At 66.7% G+C, this 19,341-nt stretch carries 11 protein-coding genes and 1 riboswitch; of the genes, 5 read left to right on the top strand and 6 right to left on the bottom strand.

What is annotated here, in order from left to right:
* Both pgl and zwf read right to left on the bottom strand, forming a co-directional pair.
* The gene (pgl, locus tag ACPYOD_RS14220; protein WP_481302380.1) at positions 1-702 is read right to left on the bottom strand and encodes a 6-phosphogluconolactonase; all 702 of its coding nucleotides are present in this window, start codon (positions 700-702) and stop codon (positions 1-3) included.
* Positions 699-2,171, bottom strand: a complete 1,473-nt coding sequence (gene zwf, locus ACPYOD_RS14225) for a glucose-6-phosphate dehydrogenase (protein WP_481302381.1) — start codon at positions 2,169-2,171, stop codon at positions 699-701. The genes pgl and zwf overlap by 4 nt, the downstream gene beginning before the upstream one ends.
* A gap of 238 nt (positions 2,172-2,409) precedes the next feature.
* Between zwf and ACPYOD_RS14230 the strand changes: the two genes are divergently transcribed.
* The 3 genes from ACPYOD_RS14230 (at position 2,410) to nagA (ending at position 5,447) form a co-directional block, all read left to right on the top strand.
* Entirely contained in the window at positions 2,410-3,162 is a 753-nt protein-coding gene (locus ACPYOD_RS14230; protein ID WP_167029794.1) for a GntR family transcriptional regulator, read from the top strand.
* A gap of 16 nt (positions 3,163-3,178) precedes the next feature.
* The gene (locus ACPYOD_RS14235; RefSeq protein ID WP_481302382.1) at positions 3,179-4,213 is read left to right on the top strand and encodes an SIS domain-containing protein; all 1,035 of its coding nucleotides are present in this window, start codon (positions 3,179-3,181) and stop codon (positions 4,211-4,213) included.
* Positions 4,214-4,301: 88 nt separating this feature from the next.
* The gene (gene nagA, locus ACPYOD_RS14240) at positions 4,302-5,447 is read left to right on the top strand and encodes an N-acetylglucosamine-6-phosphate deacetylase (protein WP_481302383.1); all 1,146 of its coding nucleotides are present in this window, start codon (positions 4,302-4,304) and stop codon (positions 5,445-5,447) included.
* 216 nt (positions 5,448-5,663) lie between these two features.
* Here the strand turns inward: nagA and ACPYOD_RS14245 are convergent, their stop codons facing one another.
* On the bottom strand, positions 5,664-8,684 hold the full coding sequence (locus ACPYOD_RS14245; protein WP_481302384.1) for a TonB-dependent receptor: 3,021 nt from the start codon (positions 8,682-8,684) through the stop codon (positions 5,664-5,666).
* A gap of 254 nt (positions 8,685-8,938) precedes the next feature.
* A riboswitch (cobalamin riboswitch) is annotated at positions 8,939-9,178 on the top strand.
* Between the two features lie 135 nt (positions 9,179-9,313).
* Between ACPYOD_RS14245 and ACPYOD_RS14250 the strand changes: the two genes are divergently transcribed.
* Positions 9,314-11,197, top strand: coding sequence for a TonB-dependent receptor domain-containing protein (locus ACPYOD_RS14250; protein WP_481302385.1), 1,884 nt, complete (start codon positions 9,314-9,316; stop codon positions 11,195-11,197).
* Positions 11,198-11,347: 150 nt separating this feature from the next.
* Positions 11,348-14,536 (top strand): efflux RND transporter permease subunit, encoded by a 3,189-nt coding sequence (locus ACPYOD_RS14255; RefSeq protein WP_481302386.1) that lies wholly within the window; start codon positions 11,348-11,350, stop codon positions 14,534-14,536.
* Positions 14,537-14,592: 56 nt separating this feature from the next.
* Here the strand turns inward: ACPYOD_RS14255 and ACPYOD_RS14260 are convergent, their stop codons facing one another.
* From ACPYOD_RS14260 to ACPYOD_RS14270, 3 genes are all read right to left on the bottom strand, one after another.
* Complete coding sequence (locus ACPYOD_RS14260) at positions 14,593-15,180, bottom strand: DUF2239 family protein (protein ID WP_481302387.1); 588 nt, start codon at positions 15,178-15,180, stop codon at positions 14,593-14,595.
* A 99-nt stretch (positions 15,181-15,279) separates the two neighbouring features.
* Positions 15,280-16,056 carry a dioxygenase family protein gene (locus tag ACPYOD_RS14265; protein WP_481302388.1) on the bottom strand — a complete coding sequence of 259 codons (777 nt, stop codon included), beginning with the start codon at positions 16,054-16,056 and terminating at the stop codon, positions 15,280-15,282.
* A 38-nt stretch (positions 16,057-16,094) separates the two neighbouring features.
* Positions 16,095-19,061 (bottom strand): EAL domain-containing protein, encoded by a 2,967-nt coding sequence (locus ACPYOD_RS14270; protein ID WP_481302389.1) that lies wholly within the window; start codon positions 19,059-19,061, stop codon positions 16,095-16,097.
* Positions 19,062-19,341 lie beyond the last annotated feature (280 nt).

Raw genomic sequence — 19,341 nt, forward strand, 5'->3', positions numbered from 1 at the left:
TTAGGGAGCCCAGTAGACGTCCAGCGGCACGCGGTCCTGCTTCAGCACGGCCGCGATCGGGAAATCGCCGCCCTTCTCCGCCTGTTCGAGCACGCGCTTCTTGTCATCGCCCTCGATATGCAGATAGAGCGCGCGCGTATCGAGCACGCGCGGAAGGGTGAGCGTGATGCGCGGCTCGCCGGCACCTTCGGCGCGCATCGAGATCACCGTGCGCTTGCCGTTCGGATCGAGCGCGGCGGCCAGGTTGTCGCCGCCCGGGAAGAACGACGCCGTGTGGCCGTCGCCGCCCATGCCCAGCAACACCACGTCGAACGGCATGCCGAGCGCGTCGATGCGCGCGCCCACGTCGTCCAGTGCGTCGTCCACGTTGTCTTTGTGCGCACGGTCGAAGAGCGGCACGAAACTCGCGGTGTGCGACTCGTGGTGGAAGAGGTGCTCGGCCACCATGCGCGCATTGGAGCGGTCGCTGTCGGTGTCCACCCAGCGTTCGTCCACCAGGGTGACGGTCACTTTCGACCAGTCGATTTCCTGCTCGGCCAGCACGGCGAACATCGTCTTCGGCGTGCCGCCGCCGGACACGGCGATGGTGGCCTTGCCGCGCGCCTTGATCGCGGCATCCAGTTTCGAGGCGACGTCCCGCGCGAGCATGTCGGCGAGGGTCAGGCGGTCGGCGAAGTCGTGACGGTTGATCTTGGCGTTCATGCGGCGTCCTCGGCCCAGGTTCGGCCATCGCGTTCGATGAGCGCCACGGCGGCGCTCGGACCCCAGGTGCCTGCGGTGTACGGCTTCGGCGTGTCGCCGCTGGCTTCCCAGGCGTCGAGGATGGGGCCGGCCCAGTTCCATGCGGCCTCGACCTCGTCGCGGCGCATGAACAGGGTCGGGTTGCCACGTACGACGTCGAGGATGAGCCGCTCGTAGGCATCGGGCTGCTGCACACCGAACGCCGCCGCGAAGCTCATGTCGAGCGGCACGTGGCGCAGGCGCAGGCCACCCGGACCCGGATGCTTGATGGTCAGCCACAGCTTCACGCCCTCGTCGGGCTGCAGGCGCAGCGTGAGACGGTTGGGCAGCAGCGGACCGCTGGTGGGATCGAAGATGGAATGCGGCAGCGCGCGGAACGTCACCACGATTTCCGACACACGGCTCGGCAGGCGCTTGCCGGTACGCAGATAGAACGGCACGCCCGCCCAGCGCCAGTTGCCGATCTCCGCCTTGAGGGCGACGAAGGTTTCGGTCCGGGACTGGTCGCTGCCCAGTTCGTCCAGGTAACCCGGAACGCCCTGGCCTTCCGCCGCGCCGGCGCGGTACTGGCCGCGCACGGTGAGCTGGGCCGCGTTCGCGCCGTCGATGGGACGCAGCGAGCGCAACACCTTGAGTTTCTCGTCGCGCACGGCGTCGGGCGCGAGGGACGACGGCGGCTCCATGGCAAGCATGCACAGGAGCTGGAGGATGTGGTTCTGCACCATGTCGCGCAGCGCGCCGGCGCGGTCGTAGTAGCCGGCGCGATGGCCGACGCCGACCGTTTCGGCCACGGTAATCTGCACGTGGTCGATGTGCTGCGCGTTCCACAGCGGTTCGAACAGGGCGTTGCCGAAGCGCAGCGCCAGCAGGTTCTGCACCGTTTCCTTACCGAGGTAGTGGTCGATGCGGTAGGTCTGCGACTCACCGAACACCTGGGCCACCGCGTCGTTGATCGCGTTCGCGCTCTCGAGATCGCGGCCGATGGGCTTCTCGAGCACCACGCGGGAGCGCTCGCCGTTGAGCCCGAGGCCGCCAAGGCGCTGGCAGATGTCGGTGAAGATGTCCGGCGAGGTCGACAGGTAGAACACACGGATGTGGCTCGGCTCGGCCGCCATCAGCGCCGCGAACTCCTCCCAGCCGTCGGCCTTGCGGGCGTCGAGCGAGCGGTAGCCGATCATGCGGATGAAGGCGTCCAGTTGGGCCGGCACGATGTGCGACACGGCCTTCTCGACCGCCGAACGCACCTGCTGGCGGTAGGCGTCGTCGTCCAGGCCTTCGCGCGCCACGCCGATGATGCGGCTGGTGGCCTGGATCTGGCCGTCGGCGAAGCGGTGGTACATGGCGGGCAGCAGCTTGCGGACGGCGAGATCGCCGGTGCCGCCGAAAATGACCAGATCGAAGGGTTCGATCGGCAGGAGGGGAGCGCTCACGACAGTGGCCTCTTGAGGGATCGGAGGAAGATGCCTCCGGATCGTACCAGTGACATACCACGACGTACCAGCCCCGTACCAATCGCTGTCCCGAAAACGCCACGCTCACGCTCGGGAAACGCAATGGAAACGTTTCCGGAGAAATTTAGATCGTGCAAACGACTGTTTGAACGGACCGCTGGTATGCCACCACTTGCATCGGCTTGCCTCAGTGGTCGTGGATTGGTATGTTCGCCGAATGGAATCCGCCCTCGTCGCCGAATACCAGCGCCTCCAGCACGACCCGGCCGCCCGGCAGCCGCTGGCGTACATGCGCCTGCGTCGCGCCATCCGGAACGTCATCGAAAACGGCGAGGTGCAGGTGGGCCACGCCCTGCCGAGCGAACGCGACCTGGCCAGGGCCCTCACCCTGTCCCGCGTCACCGTCCGCAAGGCCATCGGTGGTCTGGTGGAGGACGGGCTCCTGACCCAGCGGCATGGTGCCGGCACGTTCGTGTCCGAGCGCATCGTGAAGCCGCTCTCGCGGATGACCAGCTTCACCGAAGACCTGCGCGCCCGCGGCCTCAATCCGCGGTCGGAATTCTTCGAGCGCGGCATCGGGGAGGTCACTCCCGAGGAAGCCATGGCGATGAATCTCTCGCCGGGCACCCAGGTCGTCCGCCTCCACCGGCTGCGCTATGCCGGCGACGAGCCGCTGGCGATCGAACGCAGCGCGGTGCCGCTCGACCTCCTGCCCGACCCCAACCTCGTCGTCGATTCCCTCTACGAAGCCCTCGACAAGCTCGGCAACCGCCCCCTGCGCGCGCTGCAACGCCTGCGCGCGGTCGTGCTCGGTCCCGCGCAGACGCGGTTGCTTCGCCTCGGCGCCGGCAGCGCGGGCCTGAACATCGAACGGCGCAGCTTCCTCGACGATGGCCGCATCGTCGAATTCACCTGCTCCTGGTACCGCGGCGACATCTACGATTTCGTCGCGGAACTGCAGAGCGACTGACGGTTCCGAGCACACCATGACGAAACTTCCGCAAGACACCCTGATGTTCCGCGAAGCGCACGAGACCGCCGGGGTCGTGGAGCGGCAGCTTTCCGAAAACGAAGCCGTGGTCGGCGCTCTTGCCGAGCGCCTGCGCGCGCATCCGCCGCGCATGGTGATCACCTGCGCCCGCGGCAGCTCCGACCATGCCGCGATGTACGCGAAATACGTGTTCGAGACGCAACTGGGCGTGGTCACCGCATCGGCCTCGCCGTCGGTCACCTCGATCTACCATGCAAAGCAGGGCATGGACGGCGCGCTGTACATCGCGGTGTCGCAGTCGGGCAAGAGTCCCGACATCGTCCGCAATGCCGAAGCGGCGAAGCAGGCGGGTGCGTACGTGGTGGCGCTGGTGAACGTGGTGGACTCGCCGCTGGCCGCCTGCGCGGACGTGGTGGTACCCCTGCACGCCGGCCCCGAGAAGAGCGTGGCCGCGACGAAGAGTTATCTCGGCGCGCTCGCGGCCATCCTGCACATCGCCGCGCGCTGGAGCGGAAATGCGGCCATCGGCGAAGCGCTTGCCGCACTGCCCGCGCAGCTTCGCACAGGCTGGGACGCGGACTGGACGGAACTCACCGACGGCCTTGTCGATGCCCACAACCTCTTCGTCGTCGGCCGTGGCTTCGGCTTCGCGGGCGCGCTCGAGGCGGCGCTGAAGTTCAAGGAAACCTCCGGGCTGCATGCCGAGGCATTCAGTTCGGCGGAAGTGAAGCATGGTCCGATGGCCCTGGTAGGCCCGCATTTTCCCGTGCTCTTCTTCGCACAGAACGACGACACCCTGCCCGGCGTGCTCGAGGTCGCCGACGAGTTCCGCAAGCGCGGCGCCAAGGTATGGGTGGCCGCGCCGGGCGCCGTGGGCGAAGGCATGTTGCCCCTCGTGGCTTCCGCGCCGATCAGTGCGCCGCTCATCACGGTGCAGAGTTTCTACCGCGCCGCCGCCGCATTGGCACTGAAGCGCGGCTTCGATCCGGACGTTCCGCCGCACCTCAACAAGGTGACGGAAACGGTTTAGGAGCGCGCCCTGCGCGCGACGCCGTGAGCGGATGCCGCGAGCTGGCGCGCCAGGTTTTTGAACGGAATAAACAGAGGAATATCCACACATGACCATCGCCCTCGTCAACGGCCGCGTACTCACCGACAACGGATTCCAGGGCGGTTTCGCCGTGCTTGTCGACGGCGGCACGATCACCGGCCTCGCCCTGCCGTCCGATCCGCGGGTGCGCGCCGCGCAGCGCCACGACCTCGGCGGCCGCACGCTCCTGCCCGGCTTCATCGATTGCCAGGTCAACGGCGGTGGCGGCGTGCTGTTCAACGATGCCCCCACGGTCGATACCATCCGCCGCATCGGCGAGGCGCATGCGAGGTTCGGCACCACGGGCTTCCTGCCCACGCTGATCAGCGACGATGCAGACGTCATGATGAAGGCCATCGACGCGGTCAACGCCGCGGTGGAACAGGGTGTACCCGGGGTACTCGGTATCCACCTCGAAGGCCCGTTCATCGCGCCGGAGCGCAAAGGCGTGCACGATCCGGCGAAGTTCCGCATCGCTGGTGCCGACGACATCGCGATGGTGGCGCGCCGGCACGGCGGCGTCACCCTGCTCACGCTCGCGCCGGAGCGCACCTCGCCCGAGGTGCTGGCGCAGCTCGTGTCGAACGGCGTGATCGTCGCGGCCGGCCATACGGCGGCCGATTACGACACCACGCGCAACGCGCTCGCGAATGGCGTGCGCGGCTTCACCCACCTGTTCAACGCCATGACCCCGTTCACGAGCCGCGAGCCGGGCGTGGTCGGCGCCGCACTGGAAGACGGTGGCAGCTGGTGCGGTCTCATCGTCGACGGCCACCACGTGCATCCGGCGTCGCTGCGCGTCGCCATCGCGGCGAAGGCCCGCGAGAAAATGATGCTGGTCACGGACGCCATGCCGCCGGTCGGCTCGGACAACCCCAGCTTCGTGCTGAAGGGCGAAACCATCACCGTTCACGAAGGTGCCGTTCGCACGGCCGATGGCACCATCGCCGGCTCCGCACTGGACATGGCCACGGCGGTGCGCAACACGGTGCACATGGTCGGCGTCGCTTACGACGAGGCCGCGCGCATGGCATCGACCTATCCCGCCGCCTTCCTCGGCCTCGACACCACGCACGGCCACATCGCTGCCGGCTATCGCGCGGACTTCGTGGTGGTGGACGAAACCCAGCACGTGATCGAGACCTGGATCGGCGGCAACAAGGTCTTCAGCTAAGCAGACTCCGGGCACTCCTGTAGGAGCCACTATAGCGGCGAGGATAGATTGCGAATATCGCGCAAGAGTGCCTCGCCGCTACAGCGGCTCCTACAAGCGCGATCTTCTCCGTTATCGCTGCAACGAAAAAAGGCCGGCGCTCCGCGCCGGCCAGTTCCAGGGAGATCTCGTGGTGCGCCCGGATACTTGGTCCGGGCGCACCGTAGTCCTCGCCGATTAGAGCGAGAAGTCGTAACGCACGCCGAAGCGGAAGTAGCGCGGGTTCTGGAACGCGATCGGACGCTCGTAGTTGATGCTCTTCACCGGCATGCCGGTGTCTTCGTTGATCGCACCCGTCTCGCCCACGTCCACCTGCGCCACCGTGCGCTGCTTGCCGGCCAGGTTGAAGACCGTGGCGGTGAAGGCAAGCGGCTGCTTTTCGCCCGCCCACATCGGGCGGTACTCGGCGTTCAGGTCGAGGTTCCAGGTGTACGGCAGACGACCCTTCGAACCGCGCGGCGCCGGCTGCAGGCCGCACTCGAAGTAAGACGCGCCGTAGTCGATCGCGTCGACCGGGTCCACGCCGATGCAGTTCTTCGGACGGCCGGTGGCAACGGCCACGTTGGCGCCGATCAGCCATTCCGGCGACGCCTGCCAGTAACCGTACGCCTTCAGCTGATGGGTGCGGTCGTTCGGCAGCGGGCCGTTCGTGTACTGCATGATTTCCGGAGCGTCCCAGTCCTGGGTCACCGACGGATCGAGCTGGCCGATGTCCGACTTCAGCTGGCCTTCCGAGTTGCCGTAGCTGCGCGAGAACGTGTAGTCCACGCGACCGTACCAGCTGTCCGCGAAATGGTGCTCGAGGTAGAGATCCAGCGAGTAGTAGCTGCGCTTCAGATCCGGGAACTTCACGCCTGCGGGCGAGGTGAAGTCATCCTTGGTCAGCTTGAACGGCACGTACTGGCCGCCACCCACGTCGACGAGGAAGGTGTTCGACTGGCCCGGGTTGAACAGGTAGCAGCCCGGCAGCGACGCGTTGGTGATGTCGATGCCGTTGCGCGCGGCGTAGGACTCGAACGGACGCGAATCGCAGAAGTCGTCGATCGAGCTCTTCAGCTTGCGGTACGTGGCCTTGGCGCCGAAGCTCCAGTTCTCGCTGAGCGCCTTGTCGAAGCCGAGGATGTACTCGTCCTGGTAGTAGGCCTTGATGTCCTTCGCGGCCACGGTCTTCGGATCCAGCGGGGTGCCGTCTTCGCCGTTGAGGTAACGGCGGGCGCCGAGCTGCGCAGTGCCGGTCGGCTCGCCGTTCGGACCCACGCCCGTGTACGAGTAGTACTCGCTGTAGTACGTGGAGGCCGAAGCGCCGCGGATGGCGACGTTGGACGGGATGGCGAGGTGGTAACGGCCCGCGTTCGCGTAGACCTTGAACGTGGAATCACCGAACACGTCCCAGGTGGCGCCCAGGCGCGGGGCCAGCTGGTGGCGCTGCTTCACGTAGGTGGCGCCGTCGCCGTTGATGTTCTTGAACTGCTCGTTACGCAGGCCGAGGTACACCATCCAGCGATCGGTGACCTGCCAGTGGTCTTCGATGTACTGCGCTTCCTGCTCGGTCTTCACGCCCGCGCCGGTCTGGAACAGACGCTTTTCCACGAAATAGTCGGCGCCCGGGGGCGGCACGATGTCCGGGCGGTTCGGAACGGTACCGGCATCCTGGTACACCCAGCGATAACCGCCTTCGTAGACGTTACCGGCGTAAGACTCGAGGGTCTGGTTGTCCACACCCACGCGCAGGTCGTGGTCGCCGATGCGGTATTCGACGTCGAGGCGATAGCCGTGGGTCTTGTCCTCAGCACCGTCGCCGAGCACGGCGCCGTTGACGAGGCCGCAACCGACGATCGGCGTGCTCACCGAACGGTTGTCCGTGATCCAGGGGCAGTTCGGGTTGGATGCATAGGAGAGATTGCGCTCGTGCACGGTCTTGCTGTGGCCGTACAGGGCGTTGATCGTCAGGTCGTCCGTGATGTAGCCCGTGTACTTGGCGACGTACACATCGCCGCCAGGCGCGGAACCCGGACCCGCGTCGAAGTTCTTGAGGTTGTCGGTACCGATGTACCCACCGCGCGAATGGGTGGCGTAGTTGTACTTGTACACGCTGCGCTCGGTGTTGGTCTTGTCACCGAAGCCGGTCAGTTCGAGCAGGTGGTTGTCGGTGATGTTCCAGTCGATCTTGGCCAGCCACTTGGTGGCCTTCTGCTCCTGGTACGTCTTCTGCGGCGCGGTGACGACGCTGGTGTTCCGGCTGTTGGAACGGGTGAAATCGCCGGCAGCGAACAGGAACAGCTTGTCCTCGATCAGCGGACCGCTGATGTAGCCGGTGTACTGGGTGTCGGTGCTCTTGTTGTCCGACCGCTCCTGATACAGCGTGCCGTTCTTGCGATAGATGTTGCGCGGGTTCTGACGCAGGCCGGCCGGCTGGAAGTACATGCCGACGCCACCCTTCCAGGTGTTGCCGCCGCGCTTGGTCACGATGTTGATCACGCCGCCGGTGGAACGACCGTATTCGGCGCCGTAGCCGCCGGTGAAGATCTGCTGCTGGTCGATCGCGTCGTACGGCAGGCTGGTGAAGCCCAGGCCGGTGAGCGCGTTGGTGACCGCGTAGCCATTGATGTAGTACTGGTTTTCCGACGCCGAGGAGCCGCCGAACGAGGCGACGTTGCCGTAGCGGCTGTCGCCGGAGATGACGCCCGGCGCCAGCAGGGCGGCAGCGGTCACGTCGCGGGCGAGCGGCAGCTTCTGCAGCTGTTCGGAGGTGAGGACGGTGCGCGAGTCGACCTGCGACACGTCGATGGCCGGCAGCACGTTGCCGGTGACCTGCACGCCTTCGAGGTTCTGCGCCTCGGCGCTCGTGGCGCTGGCCGCGCCGGCAAACGAGACGTCCACACCGCCGCCCAGGTTCACCTGGACGTTGTCGCGGGTTTCGGCAACCTGGCCGCCGCGCTCGACGGAGACCTTGTAGCGGCCGACCGGGAGCGAGCTGGCGCGATAACGGCCGTCGGCGTCCACGCCGACATCGCGGGTAAGGCCGGTATCGAGGTTGGTCAGGTGGACGACGGCGCCCTCGGGCTGCGCGACGCGACCGAACACGACACCGGAAGCATTGGACTGAGCGAGCACGGCGCCGCTGGCGAAGCAAAGGGCCAGGGCGGTGCACAAGGCGGACCGGCGGATGACGCCGTTGCGGTGGATGGAACGTTGCATGTGTTTGTCTCCCCAAAGAAACAGCAAAGAGAAGTCCGATACCGAATTGGAAGACGGACCTCTGTTATCGATGGCCGCGATCATGTCCGCTCCACCGTCCTCCCCAGGACGCGTGGAATACCGACATGCCCCCGTGGCGCAAGAACACGCCCCATGCGGCAATCCCTTACGCTTGTAATCGAAATATTTCGCGGTCGTCAAGAGGCTGTTAAGGTTTCAGTTGAAATTTCGTGACAGGGAAGGAACTTGCGGAGTACCATCCGGCCCGTTCGGGTGGCCCTTCGACCTTGGTCGGGGGCTTAAACGGGAAGCCGGTAGGCCCTCTTTCGGGCTGAAGCCGGCGCTGCCCCCGCAACGGTAAGCGGCATCGGGAGGCGCTTCGCGCTTTCTTGCGGCTCCGGCAACAAGCCACTGCGCAAGCGGGAAGGCACCGGTGCCGGCCATCGTCGATGGCTGACGCGAGTCCGGAGACCGGCCCGATGAGCGTCCCGCCCTTTGGCGGGCGTCCCTGTTTCGGTCGATTCGCGGAGGGCGGATCCGGACAGCTGCCGGGTCCGTTCCCGCTCGCCGTTCGCCTTCGTCCTCCGCCGGCCCCGTGCATAGGCCGCGCTGCGGTGAAGGACTCATACGTGTTGAAGAAGACCCTGCTCGCGACGGCCCTGCTGTCGACGACCGCCCTGGCCCATGCGGCCGACGGCCCCGACCGGCTCGACCCCGTCGTGGTCACCGCCAGCCGCTTCGCGACGCCGCTGGACCAGGTGCTCGCGCCCGTCACGGTCATTACCCGCGAGGACATCGACCGCCTGCAGCCGGTCAGCGTCCAGGACCTGCTTGCGGGGCTCCCCGGGGTAGCCCTGTCGAACACGGGAGGCATCGGCCAGCAGACATCGCTTTTCATGCGTGGCACGAACTCGTCGCACACACTCGTCCTGGTCGACGGCGTGCGCGTGGGCACCGTGGGCGCAGGGCTGCCCGCCTACGAACAACTGCCCGTGGAGCAGATCGACCGGATCGAAGTCGTGCGCGGCCCGCGCTCGGCGCTGTACGGCTCGGACGCGATCGGCGGCGTCATCCAGATCTTCACCCGGCACGGCGAGGCGGGCCAGGCACCAGCCCCGACGCTGTCCATCACCAGCGGCAGCCACGGCTACACGGCCGGGCAGGTGGGGCTCTCCGGCGGCACCGCGCACGGCTGGTACAACGCGAGCCTGGGCGGGCAGTACACGTCCGGCATCAACGCCTGCCGCATCGGGGCGGCGGCGGCCTTCGCGGGCTGTTTCACCGACGAGCCCGACCACGACGCGTATCGCACCTATAACGGTGCCCTCTCGGGTGGTTACCGCTGGGACGACGGCACGGAACTCACCGGCAGCTGGCTGCGCAGCAAGGGCGACATCGAATACGACGGCGATTTCCAGAACCTGACGCGCCGGTCGCAACAGGTGGCGGGCGCGAAGCTGGCCTTCGACGCGCTGGCCAACTGGCGGGTATCGCTGTCGGTCGGCCAGAACCAGGATCGCGCCGACAACTACTTGAATGGCGCGAACAAGACCCTCGACTTCGTGAACTACGGCGTGGACAAGGCGCGCGTGGGTTACCTTTATTCCAAGCGCAACCAGGCGTCGTGGCAGAACGACATCGCGCTGTCGAAGGACCAGACGCTGACCGCGGGCGTGGATTTCCAGCAGGAGAAGCTGGAAAGCGACACGGCCTACATCGCGGACTCGCGAAACAACACGGGCGTGTTCGCGCTTTACCGCGGCGTCTTCGGCCCGCACGAGCTCGAACTTTCGGCCCGCCACGACCACAACACCCAGTTCGGCAACCACACGACCGGGTCGGCCGCGTATGGCTTCCGCTTCGACAATGGCATGAAGGTCACCGCCTCATACGGCACGGCGTTCCATGCGCCCACCTTCAACGACGAGTTCTATCCCTATGGCGCGCCGGTGAACCTGTCGCCTGAGAAATCCCGTACGGCGGAAATCGGCCTCAGCGCAGCCCCGGGCGTCTGGAACTGGGCCGTGAACGCGTATCGCACCGACGTGGACGACCTGATCGGGTTCGACGCCAACTTCCTTCCGATCAACGTGAGCACGGCGCGCATCCGCGGCCTGGAGGCCCAGGCAGGCGCCGATGTCGACGGGTGGCACCTGCGCGGCTATCTCACCTTCCAGCAGCCGGAGAACCGCGATGGCGGCGTTCAGGAAGGCAATCTGCTTGCCCGGCGGCCGCGGCGCATCGCGCGCGCCGACATCGACAAGGATCTTGGCGCGCTGACCCTCGGCGGCTCCATCAACGCGGCGGGCTACAGCTACGACGATGCCGCCAATACACGCCGTCTCGGCGGCTACGCCACCGCCGACCTGCGCGCGACGTGGCATGTGGACAGCGACTGGAGCGTGCAGGGTCGCGTGGCCAATGTGGCGAACAAGCGCTACGAGACCGCGGCCTACTACAACCAGTTGGGCCGCACCTACTATCTGACGCTGCGGTATTCGCCGGTCCGTTAACCCTGACGAGAATGCTGGAGGTGCCCACCTGTCATGACAGGTGGGCCATGCCTTACGGCAGGGGCCCCACTAAAGGCACACGCGACGAATCGGGCAGGACGTCATAAAGTTCGCGGGCGCGGGGAGTGGTCCCGCGACACAGGAAGTGCCGTGAACTTTTTTGCACCATTCATCCGCCGGCCGAAAGGCACCTCGCTGCTTGCGGCGGGCCTTACCCTGGCCGGCGCCATCGCCTACATGCTGCTGGGCGTGGCCGCGCTGCCTTCGATCGAAGTGCCGGCGGTATTCATCCAGACGCAGATGCCGGGCGCCAGCGCGCAGACGATGGCCTCGACGGTCATCGCGCCACTGGAGCGCCACCTGGGCCAGATCCCGGGCGTCGACCAGATGTACTCGAACAGCGTCGAAGGCGCCGGCTTCGTGCGCATCCGCTTCAACCTCGACCGTTCCACCGATGCCGCCGCGCGCGACGTACAGGCCGCGATCAACGCGGCGGCCGCGGATCTCCCCGCCGGCATGCCGTCGCCGCCGCAGTACTTCAAGTTCGACACCGGGCAGATTCCGGTGCTGCTGGTCGCCTTCACGTCGAAGACCATGCCGCCGGACAAGCTCTACGACGTGGTCGACACCTTGATCCGCCCCGCCGTGTCGCAGATCGACGGCGTGTCGCGCGTGCAGGTGTTCGGCGGTACGCCGCATGCGGTGCGCATCGAGCTGGACACGAATGCGCTCTCTTCGAAGGGCATCACCACCAACGACGTCTCGAACGCGTTGCAGGCGGCGAACGTGAATTCGCCGCAGGGCGTGCTGTCCGATGGCAGGACGCAGATGACGGTGATCGCCAACGACGGCCTGCGGGACCCGGCGGATTTCGCCAACATCCTGATTGCCGTGCGCAACAACATTCCCGTGCGGCTTTCCGATATCGCGAAGGTCTACAGCGGCCAGCAGGACCAGTACCAGAAAGCGTGGTTCCAAGGCGAACGCTCGGTCACCATGCAGATCAGCAAGCGGCCGGAGGCCAACTCCATCGCCACGGCCGACGCGATTCGCGCCGCGCTGCCGCGCTTCCGCTCCCTGCTGCCGGCGGACGCCCAGGTCACCCCCATCTTCGATCTCACCCAGACCACGCAGTCGGCGCTGCACGAGGTAAAGGTCGCGCTGCTGATCAGTATCGTCATGGTGGTACTCGTGATGATGGTGTTCCTGCGCCGCCTCGGGCCGACGATGATCGCCACGCTGAGCGTGCCGCTGTCGCTCGCGGGCGCCTTCGTCATCATGTGGTCGCTGGGCTATACGCTGAACACGATGTCGCTGATGGCGCTGGTGCTGTGCATCGGCTTCGTGGTGGACGACGCCATCGTGGTCATCGAGAACATCGTGCGGCACATGGAAAACGGTGCCAAGCCGATGGAGGCCGCGCTGGAGGGCGTGCGCGAGATCGGATTCACGGTCATCTCCATCACGCTGTCGCTGGTAGCGGTGTTCGCGCCGCTCCTCTTCGGCAACAACATGATCACCAAGCTGCTGCGCGAGTTCTCGGTAACCCTCGCGGGTGCCGTGCTGATCTCCGCGATCGTGTCGCTCACGCTCACCCCCGCGCTTTGTGCGCACTATCTCAAGCACGACGCGCCGGACCGGAAACCTGGCCGCTGGGAGCTCGCCCTGGAACGCTTCGATCGCGGCTTCCTGCGTGCCTACCAGCGGGCGCTGGACTGGGCGCTGCACCATCGCCGCCTGATGCGTTGGCAGCCGCTCATCCTGCTGGGGGCCACCGTGCTGCTGGCCATCGCCGTGGTGAAGACCGCCGGCGGCAACTTCATGCCGGAAGAAGACACCGGCATGCTGCAGGCGCAGATCAGCGCCGATGCGAATATCTCGCCCGACGAGATGAGCCGGCGCCTGAAGCGCGTCGGCGACATCATGCAGAACGACAGCACCGTGGCCGACGTGACGACGATCCTCGGCGGCGACAACGGCGGTGCCGTGGGCAACCAGGGCCTGATGTTCGTGGACCTCAAGCCGAAAGGCAGCGGTCCGGGCCAGCGCAGGGAATCGATGAAGGAGATCATGGACCGCCTGGGCAAGGAGTACGCAAAGATCTCGGACGTCCAGGTGTTCATGAACCCCGTGCAGTTCCTGGGCGGCGGTGGCGGCAACAGCAACCGCGGGCAGTATTCGTTCCAGCTGATCAGTACCAGCGGCGAAGATTTGCAACCCTGGGTGCTGAAGCTCGTGCGGCAGATGCGCACGATGAAGGAGTTCCGTGACGTCGGCAGCGACTTCGACATCGTGGGCAAGCAGCAGATGCTGAAGGTGGATCGCGAAGCCGCGGGGCGCCTGCATGTCGGCATGGGCACCATCGACTCCGCATTGTTCAACGCGTTCGGCCAGCGCCAGGTGTCCATCATCTATTCGGACATCAACCAGTACTGGGTGGTGCTGACCGCGGCGGCCGCGCAGACACTCAGCCCCGAGGCCTTGCTCAACACCTACGTGAAGAACGAACTGGGCAAGATGATCCCGCTGTCGGCGGTGGCGAAGATCGCGCCGGTGGCGGTGCCCAGTGCGGTCACGCACCAGAACCAGCTCGAGTCGGCGGATATCACATACAACCTGGCGCCCAAGATCACGGCCGACAAGGGCAACGCGCTGGTGGAGCAGGCGGTGCACATGATCGGCCTGCCCGGCGGCATACGCATGGACTTCACCGGGGCGAACCAGCGCCTGCGCGACGCGCAGTCGAACGGCATGGTGCTGCTGATCGGCGCCATCCTCGCCGTCTACATCGTGCTCGGCATCCTCTACGAAAGCCTGGGCCATCCGCTCACCATCATCTCGACGCTTCCCGCGGCGGGCGCGGGCGCCTTCCTCGCCATGCTGGTCACGCAAACCCAGCTCACGCTGATGGCGATCATCGCCGTGCTGCTGTTGATCGGCATCGTGAAGAAGAACGCGATCCTGATGGTCGACTTCGCGCTGGTGGCGCAGCGCGAACATGGCATGTCGCCGGTGGAGGCTATTCGCCAGGCGGCGCTGGTGCGCTTCCGTCCGATCACGATGACCACACTGGTGGCGATGGGCGCCGCGCTCCCGCTGGCGATCGGATTCGGCGTGGGTTCGGAGATGCGCCGTCCGCTCGGCATCGCGATCGTCGGCGGCCTGCTGGTGTCGCAGTTGCTCACGCTGCTGAGCACGCCGGCGATCTACCTGTGGAACCATGATCGCAAGGAGCGCAAATACCGGCGCATGCTGAAGCGCCGGTACAAGCGGTGGCTGAAGATCAGGAAGGAAAGGGAAAACGGCGGGCTGCGGGGCCTGCGGCCAAGCGAGGCCTGATCGTCCTTGTGGGAGCCGCTTCAGCGGCGATGGCCCGCTGCCGCGGGATCGCCGGCTTAGCCGGCTCCCACAAAGGCGGGTTCCGCTAGCGCGCGAACGTAGTCCCGCATGTCCGCCGGCCATGCTTCGAGCAATGCCTCGAAGCGTTCGCGCTCGCCGCGGTGGAAGGCGCGGGAGGCTTCTTCGTAGCCGGGCAAGTCGCCGCCGAGCGCCAGCATCAGGCGATCGACGGTTTCCCGCGCCTGTCGACGGCGGTCGACGGACACGTTCTCCCGGCTTGCGGCCTCGACCAGCCTCCGCAGCGCGACGGACGCGCCGCCTGGTTGCGTGCCGAGCCAGTCCCAGTGGCGGGGCAGAAGCGTCACTTCGCGGGCGACAACTCCGAGCCGGGGGCGGCCCGGACCTCGCCGGGTCTCCGCGGCCGGCGCCGTCATTTCCGGCGAAGCCGCCTGCGCGAGTCGCGCCAGCACGTCGTGGGTCGATCCACGGTAATCGATGTCTACCGGCCGGCCGGTTTCATCGTCGTAGACGATGATCGCGGCACCCGGATCGGCGTCGAGGCGCGCCTTGCAGTGCTCGGCGACGGCGGCGAGGGAGCCCGAGGCGAGGCGGGAGTGGCGGAGGAAGGCTGTGTAGGTGGACATGGGCTGTCTGGGTCGGGACGATGCGCAAATAATACCCGGGTTAAATAGGCAGATCAATAGTGCCCGGGTAAAAATCGCGTCAACGTGCGCGGCCAAGCCCTACTGCACGCCCCATGCGTAGGAGTCCATGGACAGCACGCCATACGTGATGCCCCCATCGATTGCCATGGGCGCGTCGGTTCCAGCGGCGCCCACCGCCACCAGCAAGGGCAGGTAATGCTCCTCGGTGGGATGCGCGCGAATGGCGCTTGGAGCCACGTGGCGATAATCGCGCAGGGCCTCGACATCGCCCGCCAAGACCGCTTGCCGGCTCCATGCCGCGAAAGCCTTCGCATAACCGGCCGACTCGCCGTCGCGGCGCACTTCGTGGAGGTTGTGCGTGAGGCTGCCCGAGCCGACGATGGCGACGCCGCGATCCCGCAGGGGGGCGAGCGTCCGCCCCAGCCGCAAGGCTCCGGTGGCATCGAGATTGTGCGGCATCGACACCTGGATCACCGGGGTGTCGGCCTCGGGACGCAGGTAGCGCAGGGGCACCCACGCGCCATGGTCGTATCCGCGCTCCGGATCCACCGTCACGACGAGCCCGTCGTCGGCCAGCAGTGCCGCCGTTTCCGCGGCGAGGCTCGCCGAGCCCGGCGCAGGGTAGGTCAGGTCGTAGAGGGCCGGCGGAAAGCCGCCGAAGTCGTGGATCGTCGCCGGCCATGCGGCGCCCGTGACGCGGAACCCACAGGTCTGCCAGTGCGGCGAAACGATGACGATGCCACTGGCGCTCGCCAGGCGTTCGCCCAGGCTGGTGAGGCGGGAGCCGAGCAATCCCGGCTCCAGCGCGAAGGTAGGAGCACCGTGGGAGACGAAGATAGCGGGAGCGCGAAACATGGGGATCACCGGCGACCGTGGCCCTACGCCACTACCGTTCAATGTATGAGCGTGGCGTCGCTCGATAAATCGTCCTGCGGCGAACGCATTGGCTCCCGGGGTGAACGACGCAATGCCTCAACGGGTACGGGATGCGAGAAGAAGTATCCCTGCATGGCCTCGCAACCTTCCGCCAGCAGCCAGTCGCGCTGCCTTTCCGTCTCCACGCCTTCCGCCACCACCTCCAGGTTGAGGCTGCGGCCGAGGAAGATGATCGAGCGGCAGATCGAGGTGTCCACGTCGTCCTGCAACAGCGTGCCGGTGAAGTGCTTGTCGATCTTGATCTTGTCCAGCGGCAGGCGCGACAGGTAGGTAAGGTTGGAGTAACCGGTGCCGAAATCGTCCAGGGCGATGCTGACGCCCATGGCGCGCAGTTCGTGCAGCGTGCGTATCGCGCGCTCGGGTTCCTGCATGAATGCGCTTTCGGTCAACTCCAGCTCCAGCGCGGATGCGCTTGCGCCTGTTTCCGCCAGCGCGTGGCGCACTTCGGCCACGAGGTCGGTGTGCACCAGTTGCTGCGCCGATATGTTCACCGAGAGACGGCAGCCGTGGCCGATGGTGTCGAGCACCAGCCGCTGCTGCCTGCACGCCTCGCGCAGCACCCACTGGCCGATCTGCACGATGGCGCCGGTTTCTTCCAGGAGCGGAATGAGGCGGTCGTTGCGGCAAAGATCGCCGGGTGCCGACGGCCAGCGCAGCAAGGCTTCCACGCCGATCGTCTTGCTGTCGGGCCCCGCGTGCTGGGTCTGCCACGCGAGGGCGAGTTCGTTGTCGAGGTTTGCGCCGGAAAGACGCGTGAGCACCGTCAGGCGGGCCATTGCCGTGGCGTGCATCTCCGCCGAATAGCACTTCCAGGTGTGCCGCCCCGACCGCTTGGCGTCGTACATCGCCGTGTCGGCATTGCGGATCAGGGTATCGGCGTCCGCGCCATCGCGCGTCGCGAAGGCCACGCCGATGCTGCACTTCAGGCGCTGGAGCGTGCCGGCGACTTCCAGGGGTTCCTCGATGGCGCGCTGGATGCGGGGCAGCACGTCGACCGCTTTCGCGGGCGAACCGTCGAAAGGCAGCACGGCGACAAACTCGTCGCCGCCGAAGCGCCCGACCTGTCCCGCTCCGCCCACGGCATCGCCAAGCCGCAGCGTCACGTCGCGCAGCACCTGGTCGCCGAGCGTATGTCCGAGGGCATCGTTGATGACCTTGAAGTGATCGAGGTCGATGAACAACACCATCAGCCCCGAGCCATCGAGCTCCTTTTGCGCAAGCATCGATTCGAGCGTTTCCCGCAACGCGCGCCGGTTGGGAAGACCCGTGAGTTCGTCGTGCGTGGCCTGGTGGTTCAGGCGCTCTTCGTACCGGCGCTGCTCGGTCATGTCGCGAACGATCACCAGCGTGCCGCGGCCGCGCGAATCGCGGTAATCGGACAGGGCGAGTTCCGCCTCGAAGGGCATGCCGTATTCGGGTTCGACCCACGCCGCGATGCTGGTGCCTTCGGCGGCGCCGCGCCGGGTTGCTTCCAGCGCATAGGCGTCGAGGAAATCGCCGGCGGGGCGTCCGACCAGGGTGCGCCCGTCCGCGCCGAGCCTGTCTTCGGCCAGGCGGTTGGCGTATTCGATGCGGTCGTCGCGCACGACCACCAGGGGCAACGGCATCCGCGCCAACAATTGCCGGTAGGCGGCCTCGCTTGCGGCAAGGTCGCGATCGGTGTTCTGGAGACGCTGCCGGGTCTCGTGCAGTGCGGTGATCTCGCTGATCGTGCCGGCGAGGATCCGGTGGCCCTGCTCGCTGGTGATGCGCGCCGCACGAACGATGACGCGCACCTCGCGTCCGTCGGGGCGGCACAGGCGATGCTCGCATTCGTACGGGCCGTCCCCGTGCTCGAACAACGCGAGCCAGGCCACGACCGCCTGCTGATCGTCGGGATGCACCAGCTTGTAATAGGTGCCGTGCCGGCCGATCGTACGGCCCGGCGGGAGGCCGGTGATTTCGTGCACATGGCCGGACCAGACGATTGTGCGTTCGGCCAGGTCCGCCTCCCACAGGCCGATGTGGCCCGTCCGCTGCACGTCGCCCAGGTGGCGCGCGCTTCGCGACAGCGCTTCCACGAGGCCCGTCTGCCGCCGATACGCACGATCGAACAGGGCGGCGAAGACATTGAGCAGGATCACGAGCGCCAGCGTCGCCAGGAAAGATGGCCTGGCTTGCCGCAACCATTCCGCCTTCGTGGCGGCGCTCTCCAGGCTCACCTGCACCATATAAGGGTGCCGGGCGGAAGCCAGCCATGCGTGGAACCGTTTGCCGTCGTCGTAGCCACCGGAAGCGCCGGCGGCCGGTGGCGGTGAGGTCCATGCGGTAGCGACATCGTCGCGGTTGCTTGCGAAGAGCCGGCCGTCGATCGAGAACGCACTCATCGCCGCGCCGTGGCTCAGCATCGAGCGGAGCATCTCGTCGCGCAGGCGCACCGCATCCACGACGGTGCCGAAGGCGGCCGGCTGCGGCACGCGCGAATCGACCAGGATGCGAATGCCTGCGGGGATCGCACCTTGCGCGTCCGCGACCAGGACACGAACCTTGGCACCCAGCGCCATGCGGCGCGGAGCGGCGACGCTGGCGCGCCAGTTCGCCAGGGGAACGCTGGTGGAAGCGATGACACCGCCGTCGGTGTCGAGCGCGACGAGGCTGGAAAGTTCGGGGTGGCGCGCCTGCACTTCGGCCAACCGGGCGTGCAGCGGCCCCGATTCGGCGCTGTCTACCCCATTACGCAGGGCGAGCAAGGGACCCAGGGTCGCATCGATGTCCTGGTCGATCATCCGAACCGCGCCCGAGGCCGATGCGGCCAGTTGCCGCCTCGTGCCGCTCTGCATGCCCTGGTACACGTCGAGCTGCAGCAACGCGACGATGCCCGCCACGCCGACGGACAAGGCAAGCGCCACGGCCCAGGTAGCCAGCCGCACATGCCGGGCGCGCACCCTCGTCGCTACCTTGAACGTCGCGCTTTCCACCGGTCGTCGACCCCTGCTGCCCTTGGCCCCGCCACTCGCCGGCGGACCCTCCGGTGTCTTTAACGGCAGCCCCGTGTTCGCCTTGACCCCGCTGCGATGGCAGGTCCGGACAAGCTTCTGAAAGGGGCGACGGAAAATAATTGCCCACGTGCCCTTTATTCACATTCGTTGGACACTATTTACCGAACGATTCAGTTCAATAACGTCCCATTACAAGGCCCCGTCCCCCTGTCTCTTATACACATCT

Source organism: Luteibacter sp. HAY1-4A, assembly GCF_056755355.1.